The organism is Pseudomonas sp. C32 (assembly GCF_030417915.1).
In the GTDB taxonomy this organism is placed as follows: domain Bacteria; phylum Pseudomonadota; class Gammaproteobacteria; order Pseudomonadales; family Pseudomonadaceae; genus Aquipseudomonas.
This window is the reverse complement of sequence record NZ_JAUHUK010000004.1, coordinates 216,317-241,793: the sequence shown is the minus strand read 5'-3', so window position 1 is coordinate 241,793 and position 25,477 is coordinate 216,317. Positions and strand designations below refer to the sequence as shown.

At 61.0% G+C, this 25,477-nt stretch carries 21 protein-coding genes; 12 read left to right on the top strand and 9 right to left on the bottom strand.

Annotation, left to right across the window (positions count from 1 at the left end):
* The first annotated feature begins 43 nt into the window (after nt 1–43).
* Nucleotides 44–1,357 carry a leucine-rich repeat-containing protein kinase family protein gene (locus tag QYH43_RS06585; protein WP_301156677.1) on the top strand — a complete coding sequence of 438 codons (1,314 nt, stop codon included), beginning with the start codon at nt 44–46 and terminating at the stop codon, nt 1,355–1,357.
* 129 nt (nt 1,358–1,486) lie between these two features.
* Here QYH43_RS06585 and QYH43_RS06580 read toward each other — a convergent pair whose 3' ends face one another.
* Nucleotides 1,487–2,191 (bottom strand): YebC/PmpR family DNA-binding transcriptional regulator, encoded by a 705-nt coding sequence (locus tag QYH43_RS06580; RefSeq protein ID WP_053161495.1) that lies wholly within the window; start codon nt 2,189–2,191, stop codon nt 1,487–1,489.
* Nucleotides 2,192–2,407: 216 nt separating this feature from the next.
* Between QYH43_RS06580 and QYH43_RS06575 the strand changes: the two genes are divergently transcribed.
* Entirely contained in the window at nt 2,408–3,820 is a 1,413-nt protein-coding gene (locus tag QYH43_RS06575; RefSeq protein WP_301156676.1) for a type VI secretion system Vgr family protein, read from the top strand.
* 2 nt (nt 3,821–3,822) lie between these two features.
* Here the strand turns inward: QYH43_RS06575 and QYH43_RS06570 are convergent, their stop codons facing one another.
* Complete coding sequence (locus tag QYH43_RS06570; protein ID WP_095059592.1) at nt 3,823–5,214, bottom strand: FAD-dependent oxidoreductase; 1,392 nt, start codon at nt 5,212–5,214, stop codon at nt 3,823–3,825.
* A 68-nt stretch (nt 5,215–5,282) separates the two neighbouring features.
* Nucleotides 5,283–6,608 (bottom strand): MFS transporter, encoded by a 1,326-nt coding sequence (locus tag QYH43_RS06565; protein WP_301156675.1) that lies wholly within the window; start codon nt 6,606–6,608, stop codon nt 5,283–5,285.
* 269 nt (nt 6,609–6,877) lie between these two features.
* Here QYH43_RS06565 and QYH43_RS06560 point away from each other — a divergent pair, with 269 nt between their 5' ends.
* The gene (locus QYH43_RS06560; protein WP_095151645.1) at nt 6,878–7,750 is read left to right on the top strand and encodes a LysR family transcriptional regulator; all 873 of its coding nucleotides are present in this window, start codon (nt 6,878–6,880) and stop codon (nt 7,748–7,750) included.
* A gap of 119 nt (nt 7,751–7,869) precedes the next feature.
* On the opposite strand, the gene QYH43_RS06555 is transcribed toward QYH43_RS06560, so the two are convergent.
* Nucleotides 7,870–8,733 (bottom strand): LysR substrate-binding domain-containing protein, encoded by an 864-nt coding sequence (locus tag QYH43_RS06555; protein WP_301156674.1) that lies wholly within the window; start codon nt 8,731–8,733, stop codon nt 7,870–7,872.
* A gap of 109 nt (nt 8,734–8,842) precedes the next feature.
* Between QYH43_RS06555 and QYH43_RS06550 the strand changes: the two genes are divergently transcribed.
* The 3 genes from QYH43_RS06550 to QYH43_RS06540 all read left to right on the top strand — a co-directional run bounded on the left by QYH43_RS06550 (nt 8,843) and on the right by QYH43_RS06540 (nt 11,692).
* Nucleotides 8,843–9,952, top strand: a complete 1,110-nt coding sequence (locus tag QYH43_RS06550) for a 2-aminoethylphosphonate--pyruvate transaminase (RefSeq protein ID WP_301156673.1) — start codon at nt 8,843–8,845, stop codon at nt 9,950–9,952.
* 152 nt (nt 9,953–10,104) lie between these two features.
* A complete protein-coding gene (phnX, locus tag QYH43_RS06545; protein WP_095151648.1) occupies nt 10,105–10,932 on the top strand; it encodes a phosphonoacetaldehyde hydrolase in 828 nt (275 codons plus the stop codon).
* Nucleotides 10,933–11,131: 199 nt separating this feature from the next.
* Complete coding sequence (locus tag QYH43_RS06540; protein ID WP_095060994.1) at nt 11,132–11,692, top strand: cytochrome b; 561 nt, start codon at nt 11,132–11,134, stop codon at nt 11,690–11,692.
* A gap of 122 nt (nt 11,693–11,814) precedes the next feature.
* On the opposite strand, the gene QYH43_RS06535 is transcribed toward QYH43_RS06540, so the two are convergent.
* Nucleotides 11,815–12,741 carry a 1-aminocyclopropane-1-carboxylate deaminase/D-cysteine desulfhydrase gene (locus QYH43_RS06535; RefSeq protein ID WP_301156672.1) on the bottom strand — a complete coding sequence of 309 codons (927 nt, stop codon included), beginning with the start codon at nt 12,739–12,741 and terminating at the stop codon, nt 11,815–11,817.
* 64 nt (nt 12,742–12,805) lie between these two features.
* Nucleotides 12,806–14,845: an FAD-dependent oxidoreductase gene (locus tag QYH43_RS06530; protein WP_095152864.1), complete on the bottom strand. Its 2,040-nt coding sequence runs from the start codon at nt 14,843–14,845 to the stop codon at nt 12,806–12,808.
* 306 nt (nt 14,846–15,151) lie between these two features.
* On the opposite strand from QYH43_RS06530, the gene tynA reads away from it, so the two are divergent.
* Nucleotides 15,152–17,440 carry a primary-amine oxidase gene (tynA, locus tag QYH43_RS06525; RefSeq protein WP_095152863.1) on the top strand — a complete coding sequence of 763 codons (2,289 nt, stop codon included), beginning with the start codon at nt 15,152–15,154 and terminating at the stop codon, nt 17,438–17,440.
* A 126-nt stretch (nt 17,441–17,566) separates the two neighbouring features.
* Here tynA and feaR read toward each other — a convergent pair whose 3' ends face one another.
* From feaR to paaY, 3 genes are all read right to left on the bottom strand, one after another.
* Nucleotides 17,567–18,481 (bottom strand): transcriptional regulator FeaR, encoded by a 915-nt coding sequence (gene feaR, locus QYH43_RS06520; protein ID WP_095152862.1) that lies wholly within the window; start codon nt 18,479–18,481, stop codon nt 17,567–17,569.
* A gap of 102 nt (nt 18,482–18,583) precedes the next feature.
* A complete protein-coding gene (paaX, locus tag QYH43_RS06515; protein WP_150703186.1) occupies nt 18,584–19,507 on the bottom strand; it encodes a phenylacetic acid degradation operon negative regulatory protein PaaX in 924 nt (307 codons plus the stop codon).
* A gap of 158 nt (nt 19,508–19,665) precedes the next feature.
* On the bottom strand, nt 19,666–20,262 hold the full coding sequence (gene paaY, locus QYH43_RS06510; RefSeq protein ID WP_095152861.1) for a phenylacetic acid degradation protein PaaY: 597 nt from the start codon (nt 20,260–20,262) through the stop codon (nt 19,666–19,668).
* A 348-nt stretch (nt 20,263–20,610) separates the two neighbouring features.
* Here paaY and paaF point away from each other — a divergent pair, with 348 nt between their 5' ends.
* From paaF to pcaF, 5 genes are read left to right on the top strand one after another with little or no spacing between them, the layout of a single operon-like run.
* On the top strand, nt 20,611–21,384 hold the full coding sequence (paaF, locus tag QYH43_RS06505; RefSeq protein ID WP_301156671.1) for a 2,3-dehydroadipyl-CoA hydratase PaaF: 774 nt from the start codon (nt 20,611–20,613) through the stop codon (nt 21,382–21,384).
* A 39-nt stretch (nt 21,385–21,423) separates the two neighbouring features.
* Nucleotides 21,424–22,215 (top strand): 2-(1,2-epoxy-1,2-dihydrophenyl)acetyl-CoA isomerase PaaG, encoded by a 792-nt coding sequence (gene paaG, locus QYH43_RS06500; protein ID WP_301156670.1) that lies wholly within the window; start codon nt 21,424–21,426, stop codon nt 22,213–22,215.
* A 3-nt stretch (nt 22,216–22,218) separates the two neighbouring features.
* The gene (gene paaH, locus QYH43_RS06495) at nt 22,219–23,736 is read left to right on the top strand and encodes a 3-hydroxyacyl-CoA dehydrogenase PaaH (RefSeq protein ID WP_301156669.1); all 1,518 of its coding nucleotides are present in this window, start codon (nt 22,219–22,221) and stop codon (nt 23,734–23,736) included.
* Nucleotides 23,729–24,178, top strand: a complete 450-nt coding sequence (gene paaI / locus QYH43_RS06490; RefSeq protein ID WP_095061013.1) for a hydroxyphenylacetyl-CoA thioesterase PaaI — start codon at nt 23,729–23,731, stop codon at nt 24,176–24,178. The genes paaH and paaI overlap by 8 nt, the downstream gene beginning before the upstream one ends.
* Nucleotides 24,171–25,382 carry a 3-oxoadipyl-CoA thiolase gene (pcaF, locus tag QYH43_RS06485; protein WP_095152857.1) on the top strand — a complete coding sequence of 404 codons (1,212 nt, stop codon included), beginning with the start codon at nt 24,171–24,173 and terminating at the stop codon, nt 25,380–25,382. Before paaI ends, pcaF begins: the two co-directional genes overlap by 8 nt.
* Nucleotides 25,383–25,477: the final 95 nt, after the last annotated feature.

Below are 25,477 nucleotides of genomic sequence, written 5' to 3'. Positions count from 1 at the left end.
CCCGGGCCAAGTGCCTGCTCCTTGATCAATAGCGAACCTGTTCATGCACACCCTTGCACAATTGCGCGCCGGCCAGCTGTCGGGCATCACACGCCTGGATCTGGCCGAAGACCTGAGCGAATTCCCACAGGAAATTTTCGCGCTGGCGGACTCGCTCGAGGTGCTCAACCTTAGCGGCAATGCCTTGAGCTCGCTGCCAGAAGACTTGCACCGCCTGACTCGATTGCGCGTGCTGTTCTGTTCCGATAACCGCTTCACCGAGTTGCCGGCCTGCCTCGGCCAATGCGCCGAATTGACAATGATCGGCTTCAAGGCCAACCGCATTGCCCATGTCCCCGGCACTGCGTTGCCGCCGCGGCTGCGTTGGCTGATTCTCACCGACAATTGCGTCGAAACGCTGCCGGTTGAGTTGGGAGAATGTCTGCACCTGCAAAAGCTCATGCTCGCGGGAAACCGTTTGCAAGCGTTGCCGGCGTCGTTGCGCAATTGTCATCGGCTGGAGCTGATCCGCATCGCCGCCAATCAGTTGACCGAATTACCGCAATGGCTGCTGGCCCTGCCGAGCCTGACGTGGCTGGCCTATGCCGGTAACCCGCTGGAAACCGAAGCCGATGCCGCCGCCCTCGACGCCACCCCGCGCATTGACTGGTCGACGTTGCGCCTGGAACAACAACTGGGCGAAGGCGCCTCCGGGGTCATCCATCAGGCCCTCTGGCAATCTACCCAGCAGCCGGCGATGCCGGTTGCGGTCAAGCTCTACAAAGGTGAGATGACCAGCGATGGTTCACCGCTGCATGAGATGAATGCGTGCATTACCGCCGGTCTGCACCCGAACCTGATCCGCGTCGAAGGCCGGATTGTGGATCACCCGCAGGAAACGGCCGGGCTGGTCATGCAACTGATCGCGCCGAGTTACCGCAACCTCGCCGGGCTGCCAAGCCTGGCGTCCTGCAGCCGTGACGTGTATGCCGGCGACCTGCGTTTCAGCGCCGCGGTGGCGCTGCGTATCGCTTGTGGTATCGCATCGGTCGCCGAGCACCTGCACCGGCATGGCATCACCCACGGCGATCTCTACGGCCACAACATCTTGTGGAATGAGCACGGTGACTGCCTGCTAGGCGATTTTGGCGCAGCGTCGTTTCACGCCACGGATGACAGCCTTGCAAGCCAGGCGTTGCAGCGAATCGAAGTGCGGGCGTTCGGGGTGTTGCTGGGGGAATTGCTGGAGCGGATCGACTCAGGGTTGAGCGATGAGCAGCGAGAGGTGCTGGAAGACTTGCAGCAGCAATGTTGTCAGCCGCAAGTGCTGACTCGACCTGGGTTCAATGAAATTATCCAGGCGTTGAATGCCACCTGACCGCTTCGCGGTCAATCGCGAGCAGGCTCGCTCCCACAGGTTTTGTGTCATCTACACAAATCCCTGTGGGAGCGAGCCTGCTCGCGATGACGGCCTGCCAGGCAACAGAACCGTCATTGACACAAAGACTTAACCCGCCAACCCGACAAACATATCCTGTACGTCGTCATGGTTATCGAGGCCTTCCAAAAAGGCTTCAACTTCAGCCATCTGCTCATCGCTCAGGCCGCTGACCGGGTTTTTCGGCTGGTAGCCCAGTTTGGCCGACAGCACGGTGAAGCCTTGTTCCGGCAGGGCTTTCTGTACCGCGTCCAGATCCGTAGGTTCGGTCAGGAACAGGGTTGCACCGTCTTCACCCGGCTCGAAATCCTGAGCACCGGCTTCGATGGCGGCCATTTCCGGATCGGCGTCCGGGGTGTCCGGCGAGGCTTCGATCATGCCCACGTGGTTGAAATCCCACGCCACCGAGCCCGAAGCGCCCAATTGCCCCTTGCGGAACGCCACGCGAATTTCCGCCACGGTACGGTTGATGTTGTCGGTAACGCATTCAACGATCAACGGCACTTGATGCGGTGCGAACCCCTCATAGGTCACGCGATGGTACTGCACGGTTTCGCCCAACAGGCCCGCACCTTTCTTGATGGCGCGATCCAGGGTTTCCTTGGGCATTGAGGCTTTCTTGGCCTGCTCGACCACCAGACGCAAGTGTGCGTTGGTGGTGGTATCGGCACCGTTGCGTGCAGCGATGGTGATTTCCTTCACCAGTTTGCCGAAGATCTTGCCCTTGGCATTGGCTGCCGCTTCTTTGTGTTTAACCTTCCACTGTGCGCCCATTACTCACTCTCTTGTCGATGGCGCCGAGACATCTATTGGCCGACGCTTTGCGCAAGTTTATACGGCCTAAAGTCGGCAATCGACCAAAAATTCTGACGTGCATCGACATCTTCACCGGCGGTTGTAGGGCGATTCTGAAAAGTCGATTTGCGATGACCACAAAGCGCTGCGGTTTCGTACCCTCTTCACCCGTATTCCATGGCAGCAGCGAGTTCGATGCATAACGACACGCAAAGTCCCTTCACCTTGTCCCTGCTCGACGATGATTTGCACTTTCAGGTGGTGCGGTTCAGTGGTCATGAAGCGCTCAACCAGCCCTATCGTTTCGAGATCGAGGTGATCGGCCTGGCTCCGGCCTTGAGCCTGGAGCGATTGCAGAATCAACCGGCCTACCTCGGGCTAGGCCCAGGTCAGGGCGTTCATGGCGTTTTGTGCAGTACCGGTCTCGAATACCGTGGCACCTTCCAGGTCGCCTACAAACTGCAGCTGATCCCCCGCCTGAAAACGCTGGATCAACATCGCCGCCGCATTTTCCAGCACTTGAGCGTGCCCATGATCCTGCACCGGTTGCTGGAGGAAAATGAACTGCCCGCCGACAGCTATCGCTTCGAACTGACCACCGGCCAGTACCCTGTGCGAGCGTTTTGCATTCAGTACGAGGAAACAGACCTGGACCTGCTGCAACGGCTCTGCGAAGAAGAAGGTATCCACTACCACTTCGAGCATCAGCGCGACGGGCACGTGCTGGTTCTGGCCGATGACAGCCTGAGCTTCCCCCAGGACGCATTGTTGACGACGTTCCAGAGCGACGCGTTCGATGAAACGAAAGAGCCGATGATCACTGAACTGTTTCAGCGCCATGTGTCGCGGCCCTCGCCGCCGCGCCCTGTCCCTGGAAATCGAGGTACGGCAAACGTTACCGATGGCGCCGCCAATCACTCACTGCCGCCCACCATGCCACCGTTGCGCAGTCCTGCCCGCGATCAGCTCAGTCGTCGACAGCTGGAGCGGCTGCGTTGTCGACAGCTACAAATAGAGGGACGGAGCCATCTGGGTGCATTGCGCAGTGCGCGGATTGTGCAGGTGTCGGGACATCCGCTGACGAGTTTCAATGATCAATGGCTGGTCACCGAGGTGTGGCATCAAGGGCAACCGATCTCCCCTTTTGCCGAAAACACGCCGGGCGTGACGCTGGAGTACCACAACCGGTTCACTGCCATTCCCTGGTCGACCGCGTTCCGGCCGGCACTCAAGCAACCCCGGCCCAACATTCCGGGCTATCAGCCGGCCCGGGTGTGCGGCCCGATCGGGCAGCCGGCAGACCGGGATGAACAAGGGCGGATTCGGGTCAACATTTGGTCTTCCCTGCAAACGGATACAGACGAATCTGCCGGGCTTTGGCTGCCGGTTGCACTGGCCTGCGCGCAGGACCCTGGCAACCTGAGCCGACTGCCCGTGGCCGGCAGCGATGTGCTGGTCAGTTTCCTCGACAGTGATCCGGACCGGCCAGTGCTCTGCGCGGTCATGGCCCCACTCGAACCGCCGCGCCCTGCGCCCAATCCGAGACCCGTCGGTGACAGCCGCCTGCTGCTCGATTGGCTGGTCAATCGTTCGGATTTCGAGCTTTGATATCAGCCCTTGTCGGCCTTGCCCGCTGCCGCCGCGAACTTCGCCAGGCGCACATCCAGGTGACGAGGGCGGCGTCCGTGGTCTTCGGCGCGCTCCTTGCGGCGGATGGCGTTGCGCACCATCAACGACCCCAGGTAGCGAATCGGCTCCGGTGGAAAAAAGCCCAGCGGTCCGTTCACCAGTGGCGAACGGGTCCAGGCGTTGTCCAGGCCCAGGACCATCGACGCCAGAATCTGCCCGCCCATATGACACGGCCCGACCCCGCTGCCGGAATAGCCAAAACCGTAGAACACGTTGCCACTGGCGCTCATCTGCCCGAAGAACGGCAGCCCGGTGACCGATCGATCCGACGGGCCGTTCCAGGTTGCCTCGACCTTGACGTCGGCAAACGCCGGGAAGAAATCCGCGAGACTGCTCTGCAACAAGCCGGCATAAGGCGACGGTTGATCGAATACCGGCCGCATGCGCCCGCCAAAGGCGAAGGTGTTGCCGCCCTTGCCAAGCATGATCCGGCCGTCCGGGGTGTTGTGGTAGTAGTGCACGAAAATCCGCGAATCGAGCACCGTGACGCCGCTGGTCAAGCCGATCTCATTGAGCAGGTCCGGCCGAGGTTCGGTGATCAGCATGTCGCTGGAAACGATCGCCACGCTGCGCTCGAACTGCGGGAAGGCGCGAGCCATCCACGCGTTCATCGCCAGCACCACCCGATCGGCGCGAATCGTACCGTTCGGCGTTTGTATTCCCGCCGGCTTGCCTTCTTCCAGCCCGGTCATCGCGGTGTTTTCGTAAATCCTCACACCCAATTGCAGGGCGACACGGCGTAACCCGCGCACCAGTTTGCCCGGCTGCACACTGGCCGCTGCCGGGGAAAACCAGCCTTCCAGGTGTTTGCTGGAACCGGCCATGCGCTGCACATCGGCCACTGGTCGCTGGGTGAACGAGTTGATGCCATTGCGCTCCAGCGCCGCAATGACCGCGTCAGTCGAGCCACATTGCGCGCGGTTGGTGGCGGTGTAGAGCGTGCCGTCGAGGCGATAATCGGCATCCACCGCGTACTGCTCGCAGAAGTCGCCGATGGCATGGATGCTGCGCTCGGATTCCTTGACCAGACGCACGGCCTCTTCAACACCGAACAGCCGCTCAAGGGTGAAGTACTTGGCCGACCACGACAGCGCACAGCCGCCATTGCGACCACTGGCGCCAGCACCGCAGATATCTGCCTCGATCAGCACCACATCCAGCTCGGGGTTCTGTTCCTTGAGCATGATCGCGGTCCACAACCCGGTGTAACCACCGCCGACAATGCAGACGTCGGCGCGGCTGTCGCCCTCCAGTGGCGGGCAGGGTTCGGATGTATCAGCCTTCAAGGCCTGGTCCAGCCAAAAGGGTCTCATGGGTCATCTCCAGTCAGACGTCCACACGCCGGCCTGCCACCAGTGCAGCAGGCTGCGCGGGACAGGATTCAGGTTCGCAGGGGTTTGATGGCCATTGCCCGGTTGGGCACGTAGGCGTAATGGGTACCCAGGCCACCGGGGCGGCTGTTCCAGTGCGGGATCAAGACGAGTGCGGAGAACATCGCGCAGCCGGCAAAGACAATGAACACCGTGACGGTGTCGAAGTAGCCCGGCAGCAATCCACCGAGGATCGCCCCGACCGACCCGCAGCCGTTGACGAAACCGGCCGCCGTGGCACCCGCCTTGGCAGTGCCGAAGTCAATGGCGGCCGCGCCGCTGATCATCGAGTCTGGTCCGTAAAGCGTCAGGCCCATGACGAACAGCAGTATCACCACCAGCAGCACGCTGCCGGTATGCAGGGCGCCCATGAAAAACGCCAAGGACACGGTCAATGCCAACAGGCTGATCACACAGGCTGGCATGCGACGGGCTCCGAACAGTTTGTCCGAGGCCAGACCGATCATGATCGGCCCGAGCAATCCGGCCAGTTCAAACGCAGTCGGAATGATCGCCGCGCCGACCTTGCCCACTGAGGGCATCTGTTCGAAAACGATCACCGGCCCCCACAGCAGAATCGCGTAGCGCGCCGGTTTGAGCATGAAGTACGCCAAACCCAGCACCAGCACGGTGCGGTTGCGCAGGATCTCCCTCAAAGGCTCCCACATGCTGATTTTGCTTTGCGCGTCAGCTTGTTCGGCGGTCAGCTCAGGTTCCGGCTCCACCGCCGGCAGGCCGACGTCTTCCGGTTTGTTGCGTTGGAAAATAAAAAACAGCACGGCGACCAGCCCAACCACCGCCGCACTGGAAATGAACGCCGCATGCCAGCTGCCGATGAGCGTGTACGCCCACCAGCCGGCAAACGGCGAAGCCACCAGACCACCAAAGGCATAGCAGGAACTCCACAGGCCCAATACCCGCCCGCGTTGCTCGGAGGGAAAGAAACTGCCGAGGTTTTTGCACAGTCCCGACCATCCGGTGGACTGCGCCAGGCCTTGTATCAGCATGCAGGTGGCGAAAATCGGCAAGGTCGCGAAACTGCCCATTACCAGCGCCGCACCGGCGGAAATCAGCAAACCACCGAGCACCACGACGCGCGGACCAAAACGGTCGGCCAGGATGCCCCAACCGAACTGGCCCACGGCGTAGGCGGCCAGGTAAATGGCATCGAGGTTGGCCATGGTCATTTTGTCGAGCATGAACGTCGGGTCTTCGCCAATGCCGAGTTTGGCGACAGAGAAAGCTTTGCGAGTGAAGTAGAAAGCGGCGTAGGCGAGCCAGGTGATCGCGAAGATCTGCATGCGCCAACGCTTGATGGTGCCGATGTGCTTGTTCATTGTGGTTCTGACCTCAGGGTGTGAGTGTGCCGGCAGAATTTGGAAGAAAACGCCTGTGTTTTTATTGTTGAGCACTGCGATATCGCCCTGTCCCTGCGGCGGATACCGGTCAGATGAGTCCTGTAGTTGCACGCACAGGCTCATGCCTCCCGCTGCTGTTCGACTGACCAGTCACCGGGGCTGAGGTGGATAAAAACAATTACTGATTAATAAGTGAAATCGATTTATCGTATTTCAAATATAAGCTCAGCTTGTTACTGGAGATTCCCATGTCGGTGTCCCACGCCCAGCTCAAGGCTTTCCACGCCGTGGCAGTGCATGGAAGTTTTACCAAGGCCGCCGAACGCCTGTTTCTGACGCAACCGGCGATTTCCGACCAGGTGCGCAAACTCGAAGAGCGCTACGGCGTGTTGCTGTTTCACCGCAACAAACGATCGGTACGCCTGACTGATCTGGGCGAGCGCCTGCTCGGCGTGACGCAGAAACTGTTCGTCATCGAAGCCGAGGCCCAGGAACTGTTGCAGGATTCCCAGGCCTTGCAGACTGGCAGCCTGATTCTGGCGGTGGATGCACCGGTCCATGTGCTGCCGCAGATTGCCCGGTTCTGTGAGCGCTACCCCGGGATCAGCGTGAAGATCGAAACCGGCAATACCGATGAGTCATTGTTCCGGCTCTTCAACTATCAGGCTGATCTGGCATTGCTGGGCCGTGACGTCAGCGATGAACGCCTGCTCTCCCTGCCGCTGCGCAACGACCCGATGGTGGCGTTCGTGTCACGCAATCATCCGTGGGCCGATCGTGAATCCATCTGCCTGGCTGACCTCGACGACACACCACTGGTGCTGCGTGAAATCGGTTCCGTGACCCGCCAGACGCTGGAAGAGGAAATGGCCGGCGCCGGGTTTCGCATCCGTCCGGCGATTCAGGTCGAAGGGCGGGAAGCTGCGCGAGAGGCGGTGGTGGTCGGGATTGGCGTAGGCGTAGTGTCGGCGGCCGAATTTGGTGCGGATTCGCGGGTATGTGCGTTGCCGATTACGGATTGCAAACGCAGGCTGACGGAAACCCTGGTGTGCTTGCGCGAGCAGAGTTCACGACGGGTGGTGGCGACTTTTCTGGAGATGGTGCGCGAGAGTCTGGTGTAGGCAGGTCCGACGCCATCGCGGGCAAGCCACGCTCCCACAGGTATCGGGTTGCACACAATATCGGCGAACTAGAATAAATCCCTGTGTGTGGGCTTGCCCGCGATTGCAGGCAACTCGGTCTACCTGACTGGCGCCAACCCGAAAAACGCCTGAATCAACCGCAAATCCCTCCTTCGCTCCATGCACCCCATCATGTGCCGGTTCACCAGCCCCTCGCCAATGATCGGCACCGCAGTCACCCGTGGATCGTGGCTGACCTCCACTGATGCCACCACCCCTACCCCCAGTTCGGCGGCCACGGCCTCGGTCACCGCTTCGCGGCTGTCCAGTTCCAGCAACACCCGTGGATTGACCTTGGCCTGGGTGCACGCCTCATCGAAGGTGCGCCGGGTAATCGAACTCGGTTCACGCAACACCATGATCACCTGATCCAGTTCCTTGAGCTGCACGCCTTTGGGCTTCTGCGCCCAAGGATGCGTGTGCGGCACCAGCGCGCAAATCCGCGATTCGCTCAGCGCTTGCAAGTGCAAGCCCTTGCGCGGCTCGACTTCGGTCAGCACCGCCACGTCGGCATGCTCGGACAACAGCGCTGCCAGGGTTTCCTGGGCATTGCCCAAGCGCAGGTTCACGGTGATCCCCGGATAACGTGCCCGCAGGCTTGCGAGCATTGGCATGACCATGTGCGGACCGTCCGCCGCCACTTCCAGGCGTCCGGTCAGTAATTGTCGGTTGGCCTCCAGCATCACTTGAGCTTCTTCAGCCAGGCCAAACATCGCCCGGGTGATCGCCGCGAGCTTGGTGCCCTCCTCCGTCAGCTCCACCCGTCGGGCGGTGCGGCGCAACAAGGTGATCTGGTAGTGCTCTTCCAAAGCCTTGATGTGCCCGGTGACTGCCGGCTGACTGATGAACAACCGTGCGGCCGCCCGGGTAAAGCTGCCTTCCCGGGCCACGGCATCAAAGGCGCGGAGCTGGAACAGGTTCATGGATAACCCTCACTGATGGCTGGCATAACAATAAACAATTTGATTGATAAGTCGGCAAATTGCAATTTAAGCCCCGTAGCTTCATCCCATCGAATGCGAGGACACGAGAATGAGTATTGCCGCCCCCATCCTGCTCACCCCCGGCCCGTTGACCACGTCGGCCCGCACCCGTCAGGCAATGATGGTTGACTGGGGTTCATGGGATGACCGCTTCAATCAACTGACCGCCAGCCTGTGCGAGCAACTGCTGGCGATCATCAACGGCGCCGCCACCCACCACTGCGTGCCTTTGCAAGGCAGCGGCACTTTCGCGGTCGAAGCGGCAATCGGCACGCTGGTGCCTCGCGACGGCAAAGTGTTGGTGCTGATCAACGGCGCCTACGGCAAGCGCCTGGCGAAAATCTGCGAAGTGCTCGGCCGCACCTTAAGCACCTTTGAAACCGCTGAAGACGAACCGACCACCGCCGCCGACGTCGACCGTCTGCTGCGCGCCGATGCCGACATCACTCACGTGGCGCTGATTCACTGCGAAACCAGCACCGGCATCCTCAATCCGCTGCCGGAAATCGCCGAGGTCATTGCACAACACGGCAAACGCCTGATCATCGACGCGATGAGTTCCTTCGGCGCCCTGCCGGTGGACGCGCAACAAATCCCGTTCGACGCGCTGATCGCTGCATCAGGCAAATGCCTGGAAGGCGTGCCGGGCATGGGCTTCGTCTTCGCCCGCAAAGAGTCCCTGGCCAGCGCCGCCGGCAACTCGCACTCACTGGCGATGGACCTTTACGACCAGCACACCTACATGGCCAAGACCGGCCAATGGCGCTTCACTCCGCCGACCCACGTGGTCGCCGCGCTGCACGAAGCCCTGCTGCAATACAACGAAGAAGGCGGCTTGCCGGCCCGGCATAAGCGCTACGCTGCCAACTGCCAGGCATTGATGGAAGAGATGGGCAAACTGGGCCTGCGCAGTTTCCTGCCGGCCGCGATCCAGGCGCCGATCATCGCCACCTTCCACGCCCCGAAAGATCCGCGCTACGCGTTCAAGGATTTCTACGAACGGGTCAAGGCCAAGGGTTACATCCTCTACCCCGGCAAACTGACCCAGGTCGAAACCTTCCGCGTCGGCTGCATCGGCTACGTCCAACCGGCCGAAATGCGCGAAGCCGTAGCCGCGATCGCTGAAGTGTTGCGCGAGATGGAAGTGCTCGAAATCTAACCCACACCACATTCCCCCTGTAGGAGCGAGCCTGCTCGCGATAGCGGACTGTCAGCCAACACATCCGTTGAATGTCAGGCACTCATCGCCAGCAGGCTGGCTCCCACAGTAAAAGCAGCCCCCATTAGTCAGTTGCCAAAGGATTTCCAGACATGAACTACACCAACCCAACCAAGCTGCAAGCCGCCATCCTCGACTGGGCCGGTACCGTCGTCGACTTCGGTTCCTTCGCGCCAACCCAGATTTTCGTCGAAGCCTTCGCCGAGTTCGACGTCCAGGTGTCCATCGAAGAAGCGCGTGGCCCGATGGGCATGGGCAAGTGGGATCACATCCGCACCCTGTGCGATCAGCCGGAAGTTGCCGAGCGTTATCGCAAAGTATTCGGCCGCACGCCGACCGACGATGACGTCACCGCCATCTACCAACGTTTCATGCCGCTGCAGATTGAAAAAATCGCCGAACACTCGGCGCTGATCCCGGGGGCTTTGGACACCATCGCCAACTTGCGCCAACAAGGGATCAAGATCGGCTCCTGCTCCGGCTACCCGAAGCAGGTAATGGACAAAGTGGTCGAACTGGCCGCTACCAACGGCTACGTTGCCGACCACGTGGTCGCCACCGACGAAGTGCCGAACGGCCGTCCATGGCCGGCCCAGGCGCTGGCCAACGTCATCGCCCTGGGCATCGACGATGTCGCCGCTTGTGTGAAGATCGACGACACCGTGCCAGGCATTCTTGAAGGCCGTCGTGCCGGGATGTGGACCGTGGCACTGATCTGCTCGGGCAACGCGTTGGGTCTGGACTACGAAGGTTATCGCGCCTTGGCCAGTGACAAACTGGACAGCGAACGCAAGCGCATCCACGCCATGTTCGAAGGCTCGCGCCCGCACTACATGATCGACACCATCACCGATTTGCCGGAAGTGATCGCTGACATCAACAAGCGTCTGGCCAATGGCGAGATGCCGCAGTCGAGCTGATCACAACAAAACACAGCCCCCCTGTAGGAGCGAACCTGCTCGCGCCTACAGGGGGGCGGTGCGTTTTTCCTGTCTATTAGCGGAATCAGAGCATCCCGCGACCAATAGCCTCAGGCAAACCCAGTGAAACGGGCTTAGAGTTAAAGCACACCGTCGAACAAGAACGGTGGCTTTAAACCGGACCTCTGAGGAACACTGTATGCCATGGAAAAACTCCGCCTCGCGCTACAGCACCGTATCGATTGCGCTGCATTGGTTGATGCTGGTCCTGTTGGTGCTGGTTTACGCCTGTATCGAGCTTCGAGGGATTTTTCCCAAGGGCAGTGGCGGCCGCACGCTGATCGTCGAATCACACTTCATGCTCGGCCTGACCGTATTCGTTCTGGTCTGGCTGCGATTGTTCGCGCGCAGCCTCGGCCCGGCCCCGCAAATCTTTCCGGCCTCACCGCGCTGGCAAACGGTGCTGGCCAGGCTGATGCATTGGGCGCTGTATGTTTTCATGATCGCCATGCCGATTCTCGGATGGCTGATCACCAGCGCCAAAGGCAATCAGGTGATGTTCTACGGTTTCGACCTGCCGTTGCTGGTGGCCGAAGACAAGGCGTTCGCCAAACAACTGGAAGGCTGGCATGTGCTCGGTGGCACCATTGGCTACTGGCTGATCGGCCTGCATGCTGTTGCCGGGCTGTATCACCATTATGTGGTGGGCGATAACACGTTGTTGCGGATGATGCCAAAACGGGTGAACCGCGATACCTGAGACCACCTGTAAAACTGTAGGAGCGAGCCTGCTCGCGATGGCGCCCTATCATTCAACAGATGTATTGAATGACCTGACCTCATCGCGAGCAGGCTCGCTCCCACACTGGTTGGCGATGCCCTTCAGATCGGTGAATCAAACCCGCGACGCCCCTGCAAGCCGCCCGTGTGGATAAAGACAAGTCGTGTGCCCCTGGCAAACTGTCCTGCTTCGACTTGCTGCTCCAGCGCCAGCAAAGCCTTGCCGGTATACAAAGGCTCCAGTGGAATGCCGCTGACCTGCTCGGTCTGTTCGATGAAGTCGAGCAGCATTGGATCGACCTTCGCAAAGCCGCCGCGACTGGCATCGAACAGTTCATACACCGGATCCACCGCCCCCGCTTGCTCCATGATCAATTCGACCTGTTGCGCCACGCCATGGTCATCAGGCACCGCCAACGCGCCGTAAACCGGATGTTCCCCCGCCTCAGCCAGCACCAGACCGGCCAGTGTGGTGCCAGTGCCGCAGGCCAGCCACCAGCCGTCGTAGTCGCTCCAGCCCAAACCGTCCAGTTGCGTGCAAACCGTTTCCTTCAACTGCATGCAACCCCGAGCGCCAAGCCAACCACCGCCCCCCTCAGGTACCGGATGCAACGTCGGATATCGGGTTTGCCACGGCTGCCAGAAACCCGGTTCATTCCGGGCGCGATATCCGCCATAACCCAACCAGTGCAACTGCATGCCAAATGCCTGCAAATCCCCCACCGTAGGGGTTTGCTGTGGATGGCCGCGCAACAGCCCGACAGTGGAAAAACCGAATCGTTTGCCCGCCGCCGCCAGCGCATGAAGGTGATTGGAATGGGCGCCACCGAGGCTGATGATGCCCTCGGCGCCCGCGACTTCTGCCGCCCTGAGGTGTTCGATCAGCTTGAACCACTTGTTGCCACTGATCAGCGGATCGATCTGATCCAGGCGCAGGATCGCGACTTCGATGCCGGCGCGGGCCAGCCAGTCGAGGTGAAGGGGTTCGAGGGGAGCGTGAGGAAGCCAGTTGTCTGGAGAAGAAAGCATGATGCCGGATCTTTGGAAAGATCCGGCATCTTAGCAGCACCTTGGTGGGTGGTCTGAATGTGTGTTACAGCTCGGCCGCCAACCGCGAACCCTGATTGATCGCCCGCTTCGCATCCAGCTCCGCCGCGACATCCGCGCCGCCGATCAGGTGCACGTTCTGCCCCGCCGCCACCAGCCCGTCATGCAGCTCGCGCAATGGATCCTGCCCGGCACAGATCACGATGTTGTCCACTGGCAGCACTTGCGGCTCGCCGGTTTCACCAATGCGGATGTGCAGGCCCTCGTCGTCGATCTTCAAGTACTCAACGCTGTTGAGCATTTGTACCTGCTTGTTCTTCAGACCGGTGCGGTGAATCCAGCCAGTGGTCTTGCCCAGACCATCGCCAACCTTGGATTTCTTGCGTTGCAGCAGGAACACTTCGCGGGCCGGCGCGTGAGGCGCAGCCTTGATACCGGCAACGCCGCCGCGAGCTTCCAGGTGCGTATCGATGCCCCATTCTTTCCAGAACGCAGCACGATCCTGACTGGTCGCTACGCCTTCATGGACGAGGAATTCCGAGACGTCAAAACCGATACCACCGGCGCCAATCACCGCGACACGTTTGCCGACCGGTTTGCGCGCAAGGATCACGTCCAGGTAGCTCAGCACCTTGGCGTTTTCCACGCCCGGAATCGCCGGCAAGCGCGGCGCGATACCGGTGGCCAGGATGATCTCGTCGTAACCGCCTTCGACCAGTGCAGCGACGTCGACACGGGTGTTCAGGCACACCTCGACGTTGGTGGTCTGCAACTTGCGGTTGAAGTAGCGAATGGTTTCGTAAAACTCTTCCTTGCCTGGCACGCGCTTGGCGATGTTGAACTGACCACCGATTTCGCTGGCCGAGTCGAACAGCGTCACCTGGTGACCACGTTCTGCGGCCACGGTCGCGGCGGACAAACCGGCAGGACCGGCACCGACCACGGCAATTTTCTTCAACTGCTGCACCGGCAGATAGTTGAGTTCGGTTTCATGGCAGGCACGCGGGTTGACCAGGCAACTGGTCAGCTTGCCGCCAAAGGTGTGATCGAGGCAGGCCTGATTGCAACCGATGCAGGTGTTGATTTCATCGGCGCGCCCTTCGGCGGCCTTGTTGACGAAGTCCGGATCGGCCAGGAACGGCCGCGCCATGGACACCATGTCGGCATCGCCTTCCGCCAGGATCTGCTCGGCCACTTCCGGGGTGTTGATACGGTTGGTGGTGATCAGCGGAATATTGACCGAACCACGCAGCTTGGCCGTGACCTTGCTGAAGGCCGCGCGCGGCACTTTGGTGGCGATGGTTGGAATCCGCGCTTCGTGCCAGCCGATACCGGTGTTGATGATGGTCGCGCCAGCCTGTTCGATGGCCTTGGCCAACAGCACGATTTCTTCCCAGGAGCTGCCGCCCTCGACCAGATCGAGCATCGACAGGCGGAAAATGATGATGAAGTTCGGGCCTACCGCTTCACGCACACGACGGACGATTTCCACCGGCAGGCGCATACGATTTTCGTAGCTGCCGCCCCAGCGGTCGGTGCGGTGGTTGGTGTGGGCGGCGAGGAACTGGTTAATGAAATAACCTTCGGAGCCCATGATTTCCACGCCGTCGTACTCGGCGGTTTGCGCCAGTACCGAGCAGGTGACGAAATCGCTGATCTGCTTCTCGATGCCTTCCTCGTCCAGCTCTTTGGGCTTGAACGGGTTGATCGGTGCCTGGATCGCACTGGGCGCCACCTGTTTCGGGCTGTAGGCATAACGACCGGCATGGAGGATCTGCATGCAGATCTTGCCGCCCGCATCATGGACGGCACGGGTGACGATGCGGTGCTTGAGCGCTTCCTCTTCGGTAGTCAGCTTGGCTGCACCGGAGTACACGCCCCCCTCTTCGTTCGGGCCGATACCGCCAGTCACCATCAGGCCGACGCCGCCAAGGGCCCGCTCGGCGAAGTACGCGGCCATGCGCTCGAAGCCACCCGGTTTCTCTTCAAGGCCGGTGTGCATTGAACCCATCAAGGTGCGGTTGCGCAAGGTGGTAAAACCCAGGTCCAGCGGAGCCAGCAGGTGCGGGTAATGAGCGGCGGTCATCGGTAACTCCACTTCGAGCGATCACGGAAATATGCAGGAGCTCTACGGCCCCCATCTGACATGTCCGACAGACTAAGAGCCGCTTCGCTCTCACTCAATGACCTAAACTCACAACTTAATGATCGAAATGCGCAGCAACACCCTCAGGCTCACCCTCCGGGTGTCAATCCTCATGCAGGATCACTCGGGCGATTCAATTGACGGCACAGAGCCAAAGAAATCTGGCAGCAATTCCAAAGCAGAACTGCGCGAGTTGTAGCAAAGTACAAAAACACCCGTACCCGGCTTTTCCTCAGGATCTCCCCTATGTTCAACCCCACCGCGCTGCCAAAAAGATCCCCCCTTGCCCGGCTCGCCCTGGCCATCTCCCTGAGCGCCCTTGGCCTGCCTTTTTGGGCGAGCAATGCCCAGGCCCATGGCGGCCATGCCGACATGGTGCCACTGCAAGCAGGGCTTGAGGAGTTTGGCGCCACGGTGAAGTGGGACGACTATGCCAACCTGTTCACCATCGCCAAGGACGGGGTCTACCTCAAGGTCAAGCCGAACAGCAAAGTGGCCATGCTCAACGGCAAGCGCATGGAGCTGACGGTACCGGTGGTGTTCAAGGACAAGACGGCCTTCATGTCCAAGGACTTCATCAATCAGGTGTTCCAGTCCGGCCTGGACACGACCTTTGTCGTCGAGACCCGCCCCAACCCGCTCAATCCTCTGAGCGCAGCCGAAATCACGGCGGCGGTGGACATCGTCAAGCAATCGGAAAACTACAAACCCGGTTTCCGCTTCACCGAAATCTCAGTCAAGACGCCGCCAAAGGATCAGGTGTGGAATTTCGTCTACACCGGGCAAAACGTCACGCAGCCGCGCCAGGCCAACATTGTGGTGCTGGACGGCAAGCATGTGATCGAAGCGTTGGTGGATCTGGACAGCAAACAGCTCAAGTCCTGGAAGCCGATCGAAGGCGCCCACGGTATGGTGCTGCTGGACGATTTCGTCGCGGTGCAAACGGCCGTGGAAAACAGCCCCGAATACGCGCAGGCCCTGGCCAAGCGCGGCATCAACGACGTGAAGAAAGTCGTGGCCACGCCGCTGACCGTCGGCTATTTCGATGGCAAGGACGGCCTGGCGCAGGACAAGCGATTGCTGAAAATCGTCAGCTACCTCAATGTCGATGACGGCAACTACTGGGCGCACCCGATCGAAGGCCTGGTGGCGATTGTTGATCTGGAACAGAAGAAGCTGATCAAGATCGAAGACGATGCGCTCATTCCGGTGCCGATGAAACCGACGCCGTATGACGGCCGCGGACGCAAGGGCGTGACGGTCAAGCCGCTGGAAATCACCGAGCCAGAAGGCAAGAACTACACCATCACCGGCAACAGCATTCACTGGCAGAACTGGGATTTCCACGTCCGCCTCGATTCGCGGGTCGGCCCGATCCTGTCCACCGTCACTTATGACGACAAGGGCAAGAAGCGCAAAATCATGTACGAAGGCTCGCTGGGCGGCATGATCGTGCCTTACGGCGACCCGGATGTCGGCTGGTACTTCAAGGCGTACCTCGACTCCGGCGACTACGGCATGGGCACGCTGACCTCGCCGATTGCCCGTGGTAAAGACGCCCCGGAAAACGCCGTGCTGCTGGACGCCACCATCGCCGACTACACTGGCGCCCCAACCTCGATCCCGCGCGCCATGGCGGTGTTCGAGCGCTACGCCGGCCCGGAATACAAGCACCAGGAAATGGGCCAGCCCAACCTCAGTACCGAACGGCGTGAACTGGTGGTGCGCTGGATCAGCACCGTCGGCAACTACGACTACATCTTCGACTGGGTCTTCCAGCAGAACGGCACCATCGGCATCGATGCCGGCGCCACCGGCATCGAAGCGGTCAAGGGCGTGAAGTCCAAGACCATGCACGAAGACACCGCCAAGGAAGACACGCGCTACGGCACCTTGCTGGACCACAACATCGTCGGCACCACGCACCAGCACATCTATAACTTCCGCCTCGATATGGACGTGGACGGCGAGCAGAACTCACTGGTGGAAGTGAACCCGGTGGTGCTGCCCAACGACCGTGGCGGCCCGCGCACCAGCACCATGCAGACCGACACCAAAGTGGTCACCACCGAACAGCAAGCAGCGCAGAAATTCGACCCGTCGACCGTGCGCCTGCTGAGCAACCCCGGCAAGGAAAACAAGGTCGGCAACACCGTTTCCTATCAACTGATTCCGTATGCCGGCGGTACGCATCCGGTGGCCAAGGGCGCCAACTTCGGCAAGGACGAATGGCTCTACCATCGCCTGAATTTCATGGACAAGCAGCTGTGGGTGACGCAGTACAACCCGGAGGAAAAGTACCCGGAAGGCAAGTACCCGAACCGCTCGGACAAAGACTCGGGGCTGGGGCAGTTCACTCAGGATAACCAGTCCATCGAGAACACCGACGACGTGGTCTGGCTGACCACCGGCACCACCCACATCGCCCGGGCCGAGGAATGGCCGATCATGCCGACGGAGTGGGTGCATGTGCTGTTGAAGCCGTGGAACTTCTTCGATGAAACGCCGACCTTGAACCTCAACGCACCGAAGTAGACACGCAGTAACCCCTGTAGGAGCTGGCTTGCCAGCGATGGCGTCCGAAAGTTCGACGTACGACTCAAGACCGCCATCGCCGGCAAGCCGGCTCCTACAGGATCAGGTGGTGTTCATGCACAACAATCACGCGTGCTGCTTGCGATACTCCCCCGGCGCAATGCCGAAGCGCGTTTTGAACGCCGTCGAAAAATAGCTCGAATCAGAAAAACCCCACGAATAACCCAGCACCGACAACTTCTGCTCCTTGCCCGAACGCCGCAGGGATTCGGCGCACAAATCCAGGCGACGGTTCTTGATGTAACGCGCCACCACCAACCCCTTCTTGGCAAACATCCGGTACAAGCCACGGGTCGACATGCCGACTTCCCGTGCCAGCCATTCCGGGCACAGTTCTTCGGAGCGAATGTTCGCGTCGATAAAGCTCAAGGTCTTGCGGAAAATGCGCTCATGCGGATCGGTGCAGTCGTCGCTCTGGCTGATGGCCGGGCGCAACAGGCTGACAATCGCCTCCAGCGTCGCTTCACTTTCCTCCCGGGTCAGGTGTTGTTGACGGCTGGCATCCAGGATCAACCGGTGTGACAACATCGCGATGGGGGATGACGCGGCGATCCGGTGACCGCATTTGATCTGATTGAAGCGCAGGGTTTGCTCGACCACTTGATGCGGCAGGATCAACGACAGCTGCCGGGAATTTTCGCCGTAGGTGAAATCGCTGGGCCGCGCAGCGTCGATCAAGGTGATGTCGCCGGGTGACAGCAACACCTTGTCGTCGCCCTGGGCCATGCCCGCCGAACCTTCGAGCTGGAACACCGCGAAGTACTTGCCGCCCTCACCCGCCGCGACCTCATGGGGCGTTCGAAACAGTCGGGCCTGGCACACGTCGACAAAACTGAGCTTGAGCGCATCGCTCTGGTATTCACGGATACGCCCGGCAAACTCGTTGCCCAGGGGTTGTGCGTTGAAGGCGCCACAGATCTGGTTGATCTGATGGATCCACAGGTCGAACCCATCATGGCGCTGTGCAGTTGTAGAAATCATGTCAGGCCTCACGCAGGCTTATTTTTATTGTCTACGTCAATCCACACGACATCGGGATGCTTCAAGTCTCCTGAACCGCACCACTCCCGGAACAATGACGTGTTACTTCAGTCCGCCGAAACGTCGATAGAAGCTTTCACCGACATCCGGCAACGGGCCGTCGGCCGTTTCCAGTGCGCTGTTGAGCCACTCTTCGGCCTTGGCGTAAATCAAACGATAAATGTTGCGGCACAACTGTCGGGCGGCGCGGCCTTCCCAGTCGCCGGGCAACAACTCGTCCGGCAGTTGCGGGTCGCGCAGCAGCAGCTTGCGGTATTCGTGAATCAGCAGGATCCGCGCCAGGAAGCAATCGGCCGGTTGCAGGTTTTCCTGCTCGCGAAGTGCTTGCCACAGTGGGCGGAACAGCTGGATGAACTCGCTGTAATGGGTCGCCAGCTCTTCGATGTTCCAGCTCTCGCGCACTTGCAGGCGTAGCGCCTTGGAGGCCAACACGTCCTGGGCGGTGGTTTCGAAAACGATGGTGTCTTCCTGGGCGCCGAGGTCGAGCAGCGTCGCGTTGACGTCGGAACGGTCGCTACGCGGACAGGCCAGCACCATCGGCGAAATCGCGCCGAAGCCTTGCCATTCCAATTCTTCGCGCACTTGCTTGCGCTTGTCCTGGGTCAGTTGCGACAACATCACCAGACACCACGAGCCATCCCATGCCGGCATCGTGGTGCTGTAGACCCGCTTGAAAGCCTTGTCGAAACGGCGGCGACCGGTGCCGGTCAGGCTGTAGTAGCTGCGACGACCGACTTTTTCGGCGGTCAGCCAGCCTTCCTTGGTCAGGCGGAAAATCGAAGTGCGGATCAACCGTTCGTTGATGCCGATCGGTTCGAGCAACTGAATCAGACTGCCCAGCCAGACAGTGCCGCCATGGGGTTCGATGGCATCCCCGTACAACGTGATGATCAAGGAGCTGGCGCGGATCGGCGTCTGCTCCTGGAAGCGGGTAATCAGATGGTTCAAGGGCGTCAGGGACGACATGGGCGTTCCGTGCAAAAAAAGAAAAGGAATATACCGAAAGCTATGGGGTTAAGCCCAATCCCTTGTAGGAGCCGGCTTGCTGGCGATGGTGTGTCAGTCGACACCAAGGTAGCTGACACCGCTTCGCCAGCAAGCCGGCTCCTACAGGGGGTCGGTGTTCATGCGTTGCTGCCTTTGGGGCGTAACCCGCTGTCACTGATACGCGGGCGATCCGGCTCCGGTTCGCTCAGCGGTTCGCAGACCTGCATCTGCGTCAGGCAACGCTGGGCCAGTTGCTGATACTCCCGGGTGCCGGCCATCTTCCACGCCACTTCCTGATCGCTAAGGCTGCGTTTGACGCTGGCCGGGGCGCCCATGACCAGCGACTGCTCCGGGCATTCGAACCCGGCCTTGACGAACGCTGCCGCCGAAACGAATGAACGCGGCCCGATGCGGGCGTTGTCCATCACCACCGCATTCATACCCACCAACGCGTCGGCACCGATCCGACAACCGTGCAACACCGCGCCGTGGCCGATGTGGCCGTTGCGTTCGACCACCGTGTCGCTGTCGGGGAAACCGTGCATCACGCAGGTGTCCTGCAAGTTGGCGCCCTCCTCCAGCACGATCCGCCCGAAGTCCCCGCGCAGGCTGGCCAGCGGCCCGACATAGCAATGCGGGCCGATGATCACGTCACCGATCAATACGGCGGACGGGTGCACATAAGCGCTCGGATCAACCACTGGAGTCAGGCCATCAAGGCTGTAGCAGGTCATGGAGACTTCCTTCACAAAGCGATGCGATTAATGACTCATTTTGTATCACATCACTTTTAACAACACAAAGACCAAAAACCGTATCACTTGAAATACACCTTTCCGACGAATGCCATGACGTCTCTAAAATCGCCACAAAACCCAATGTTTTCTGGGATATCCCTGCTATCAGCATCCCTTTACAAGGAAGATGAAAAACCAAAATCCACACCATTGGGACACATTAAATCTATTTTCGTATTGCATTTACGTATCACGTTATAGCTATACTGGGGCAAAACCGGCCCCCGCAGCCGATCCAATAACAAGCCGGCACCACGCCGAGCGTGCACCGCGAGAGCATCCGCCATGCCTCTGACCCTTGCCGTCGAATTGATCGAGCCTGGCGTCCGCCTGATTACCCTGCTGCGCCCGCAAGCGTTGAACGCCTTGACCACCGAGTTGCTGGGCGAACTGGCCGCTGAACTGAATATCGCGCAAGCCGACCCCGACACCCGCGCGGTGGTCCTCACCGGCAGTCGCAAGGCCTTCGCCGCTGGCGCCGACATCAAGGAAATGGCCGAACGCAACCTGGTCGGCATCCTCGACGACCCGCGCCAGGTTTCGTGGCAAACCATTACCCGCTTCAGCAAACCGCTGATCGCCGCCGTCAACGGCTTCGCCCTCGGCGGTGGCTGCGAACTGGCGATGCACGCCGACATCATCATTGCCGGTGAAGACGCCCGCTTCGGCCAACCGGAAATCAACCTCGGGATCATGCCCGGCGCCGGTGGCACGCAACGCCTGTTGCGCGCCGTCGGCAAATCCATGGCCATGCAAATGGTGCTGACCGGCGAGGCGATCGACGCCCGCCAGGCCCAGCGCGCCGGCCTGGTCAGCGAAGTCACCCAGCCGGAATTCACCGTCGAGCGCGCCCTGCACATCGCCCGCAATATTGCGACCAAGGCACCGCTGGCGGTGCGCCTGGCCAAGGAAGCGCTGCTCAAGGCCATGGACACCGACCTGGCCAGCGGCCTGCGTTTCGAACGCCATGCCTTCACCGTGCTGGCGGGCACCCGTGACCGCGACGAAGGCATCGCTGCCTTTCAGGAAAAGCGCACGCCGACCTTCACCGGCCAGTAATCCCAGAACTCGAACGACCGCCAAGAGAGCGCCAAGACCATGATCTTCGAACACATCCTGTTTTCCATCGACGCCGGCGTCGCGCTGCTCAGCCTCAATCGGCCGGACCAGCTCAACAGCTTCAATACCCAGATGCATGGCGAAGTGAAGGAAGCACTCAAGCAAGTTCGGCAAAACCCGGACGTGCGCGTGCTGCTGCTGACAGGCGAAGGCCGCGGTTTCTGCGCCGGGCAGGACCTGAGCGACCGCAATGTCGCGCCGGGCAGCACTGCGCCGGACCTGGGCGAGTCCATCGAGAAGTTCTACAACCCGCTGATCCGCCAGTTGCGCGACCTGCCTATGCCGGTGATTTGCGCGGTCAACGGCGTCGCCGCTGGCGCCGGTGCCAACATTCCGCTGGCTTGTGACCTGGTGCTGGCGGCGCGTTCGGCAAGTTTCATTCAGGCATTTTGCAAGATCGGCCTGATCCCTGACTCCGGTGGCACCTGGACCCTGCCGCGCCTTGTCGGCATGGCCCGCGCCAAGGCTTTGACCCTGCTGGGCAATCGCCTGAGCGCCGAACAAGCCGAGCAATGGGGCTTGATCTACCAGTGCGTGGACGACGCCGATTTACGCGACGAAGCGCTGAAACTGGCCCGCCATCTGGCGACCCAACCGACCTACGGCCTGGCACTGATCAAACGCAGCCTCAACGCCAGCATGAGCAACAGTTTCGACGAACAGCTGGAACTGGAAAAAGACCTGCAACGCCTGGCCGGGCGTAGCGAGGACTACCGCGAAGGCGTCGGCGCCTTCATGGAAAAACGCACCCCAAGCTTCAAGGGACGCTGAGTCATGACCGCACTGAACACCAACGCACGCATCGCCGTGATCGGCGCCGGGGCCATGGGTGCCGGTATCGCCCAGGTCGCGGCCCAGGCCGGCCATCCGGTATTACTGCTGGACAATCGTCCCGGCGCTGCCGCGCAAGCGATTGAAGCTATCGATCGGCAATTGGGCAAGCGAGTCGAGAACGGTAAGCTGTCCGCCGAGTCGCGTAGCGCGACGATTGCCCGCCTGCAAGCGGCAGAAACCATCGAAACCCTGGCTGACTGCGATCTGATCATCGAAGCCATCGTCGAGAACCTTGAGGTCAAACGCGCCCTGTTCCGTCAACTCGAAGGTATTTGCGGCGAGCACTGCATCCTCGCGAGCAACACTTCGTCGCTGTCGATCACCAGCATCGCCGCGCAACTCGAACATCCAAATCGCCTGCTCGGCCTGCACTTTTTCAACCCGGCACCGGTCATGGCGCTGGTGGAAATTGTCTCCGGCCTGGCCAGCGATCCGAAACTCGCCGAATGCCTGTACGACACCGCCAAGGCCTGGGGCAAAAAACCGGTGCACACCCGCTCGACGCCGGGGTTTATCGTCAATCGCGTGGCCCGGCCGTTCTATGCCGAAAGCCTGCGCCTGTTGCAGGAAGGCGCCGCCGATTGCCCGACACTGGATGCCCTGATGCGCGAAGCCGGCGGCTTTGCCATGGGCGCGTTCGAGCTGACCGATCTGATCGGCCACGACGTCAACTACGCCGTGACCTGTTCGGTGTTCGACGCCTATTACCAGGACACGCGCTTCCTGCCGTCGCTGATCCAGAAAGAACTGGTGGACGGCGGACGCCTGGGACGCAAGAGCGGTCAGGGTTTCTACAGTTATGCCGAGGGTGCGGTGCGCCCACAGCCTGCCGAAATAAGCAGTGACGCGGCAATCCAGACCTGCGTGATCGAAGGTGATCTGGGCATCGCCCGGGGCCTGATTCCACGCATGCAGGAACACGGCATCGAAATCATCCAGCGCGACGGCCAAGGATTGCTGCGCGTCGGCGATGCCGTACTGGCCCTGAGCGACGGGCGCATGGCCTGTCAGCGCGCCCAGGAAGATGGATTGCGCAATCTGATTCTGCTGGATCTGGCGTCAGATTATGGACAAGCCAAACGCATCGCTATCAGCTACTCGGCCGGGATCGATCCGGTCGCGCTCGAACAAGGCGTTGCCCTGCTGCAACGGGCCGGCCTCAAGGTCAGCCTGCTCAGCGACAGCCCGGCACTCGCCGTCTTGCGCACCGTAGCGATGCTCGCCAACGAAGCGGCCGACGCGCTGCTGCAAGGCGTGGCCTCGGCCGCCGACATCGATCTGGCCATGCGCGCCGGGGTCAATTATCCGCAAGGGCCGCTGGCCTGGGCCGATGCCATTGGCCTGTCGCACATTCTTCAAACGCTGGAAAACCTGCAAGCCAGTTATGGCGAAGAACGCTACCGGCCGTCGCTGCTGCTGCGCCGTCGCGTCGCCGAAGGGAGAAACCTCCATGACTAATCATGAAGCCATGACGTTGGCCAGCGAATGCGCCCAGGCCTTGCTCCAGCGTGACGCCGCCAGCCTGGGAATGGGCATGCGCCTGCTCTCGGCCGGCCCCGGTTGCTCCCGGGTCGGCATGACCGTGCGGGCCGATATGGTCCAGGGCCACGGCACGTGCCACGGCGGCTATCTGTTCGCGCTCGCCGACTCGGCGTTCGCTTTTGCCTGCAACAGCTACAACGAAGCCACCGTCGCCATCGGTTGCAGCATCGACTACATCGCCCCGGCCCGCCTGGGCGACACGCTGAACGCCGACTGCATCGAGCAGAGCCGTTCCGGTCGCACCGGCAACTATGACGTGCGCATCGAAAACCAGCAGGGTCAGTTGATCGCCCTGTTCCACGGCAAATCCTACAAAGTGCGCGGCCCGGTGCTGGCGCAGGAGACTCCCAATGAATGACGCCCTGATCATCGACGCAGTCCGCACCCCGATTGGCCGTTACGCCGGCGTCCTCAGCGGTGTGCGCGCCGACGACCTCGGCGCCGTACCCTTGCGCGAACTGCTGCGCCGTCACCCGCAAGTCGACTGGACCTCGGTCGACGACGTGATCTACGGCTGCGCCAACCAGGCTGGCGAAGACAACCGCAACGTCGCACGCATGTCGGCGCTGCTGGCCGGGTTGCCGGTCAGCGTGCCGGGCACCACCCTCAATCGCCTGTGCGGTTCCGGGCTGGATGCCATCGGCACCGCCGCCCGCGCCATTCGCAGCGGCGAAACCGGCTTGATGCTGGTGGGCGGCGTGGAATCCATGTCCCGCGCACCGCTGGTGATGGGCAAGGCCGAGCAGGCGTTTTCCCGGTCAGCCGAGATCTTCGACACCACCATCGGCTGGCGCTTCGTCAATCCGCTGATGAAAAAGGCCTACGGCATCGACTCCATGCCGGAAACGGCAGAGAACGTCGCCGAGCAGTTCAACATCTCCCGCGCCGACCAGGACGCCTTCGCCCTGCGCAGCCAGCAACGCGCCGCTGCGGCACAGGCCAACGGGCGTCTGGCCAAGGAAATCGTCGCGGTGGAAATTCCGCAGCGTAAAGGCCCGGCGAAAGTGGTCGAGCACGACGAACACCCGCGTGGCGACACCACGCTTGAGCAACTGGCCAAACTGGGGACGCCGTTCCGCGAAGGCGGCAGCATTACCGCTGGCAATTCCTCCGGGGTTAACGACGGCGCTTGCGCATTGCTGCTGGCCAGTCCGGAAGTCGCCAAGCGCCACGGCCTGACCGCACGGGGCCGCGTTGTCGCGATGGCCACCGCCGGCGTTGAACCACGGATCATGGGCATCGGTCCTGTCCCGGCCACGCGCAAAGTGCTGGAAGTGGCCAACCTGAGCCTGGCCGACATGGACGTGATCGAGCTCAACGAAGCCTTCGCCGCACAAGGTCTGGCGGTGCTGCGTGAACTGGGCCTGAGCGACACCGATCCACGGGTCAACCCCAACGGCGGCGCCATCGCCCTGGGTCATCCGTTAGGCATGAGCGGCGCACGCTTGGTCACCACCGCCCTGCACGAACTGGAAGAACGCAATGGCCGTTACGCCCTGTGCACCATGTGCATCGGTGTCGGCCAAGGGATCGCGCTGATCATTGAGCGTTTATCCCACTAAAGAATCGCGATTCCCAAGGAGCCGAGAGGTATCCTTGGGGCATGCACTCAAAGCCCTTGTGCAAAAGGGCTGGAACACAAAAACAATTCGAGTGA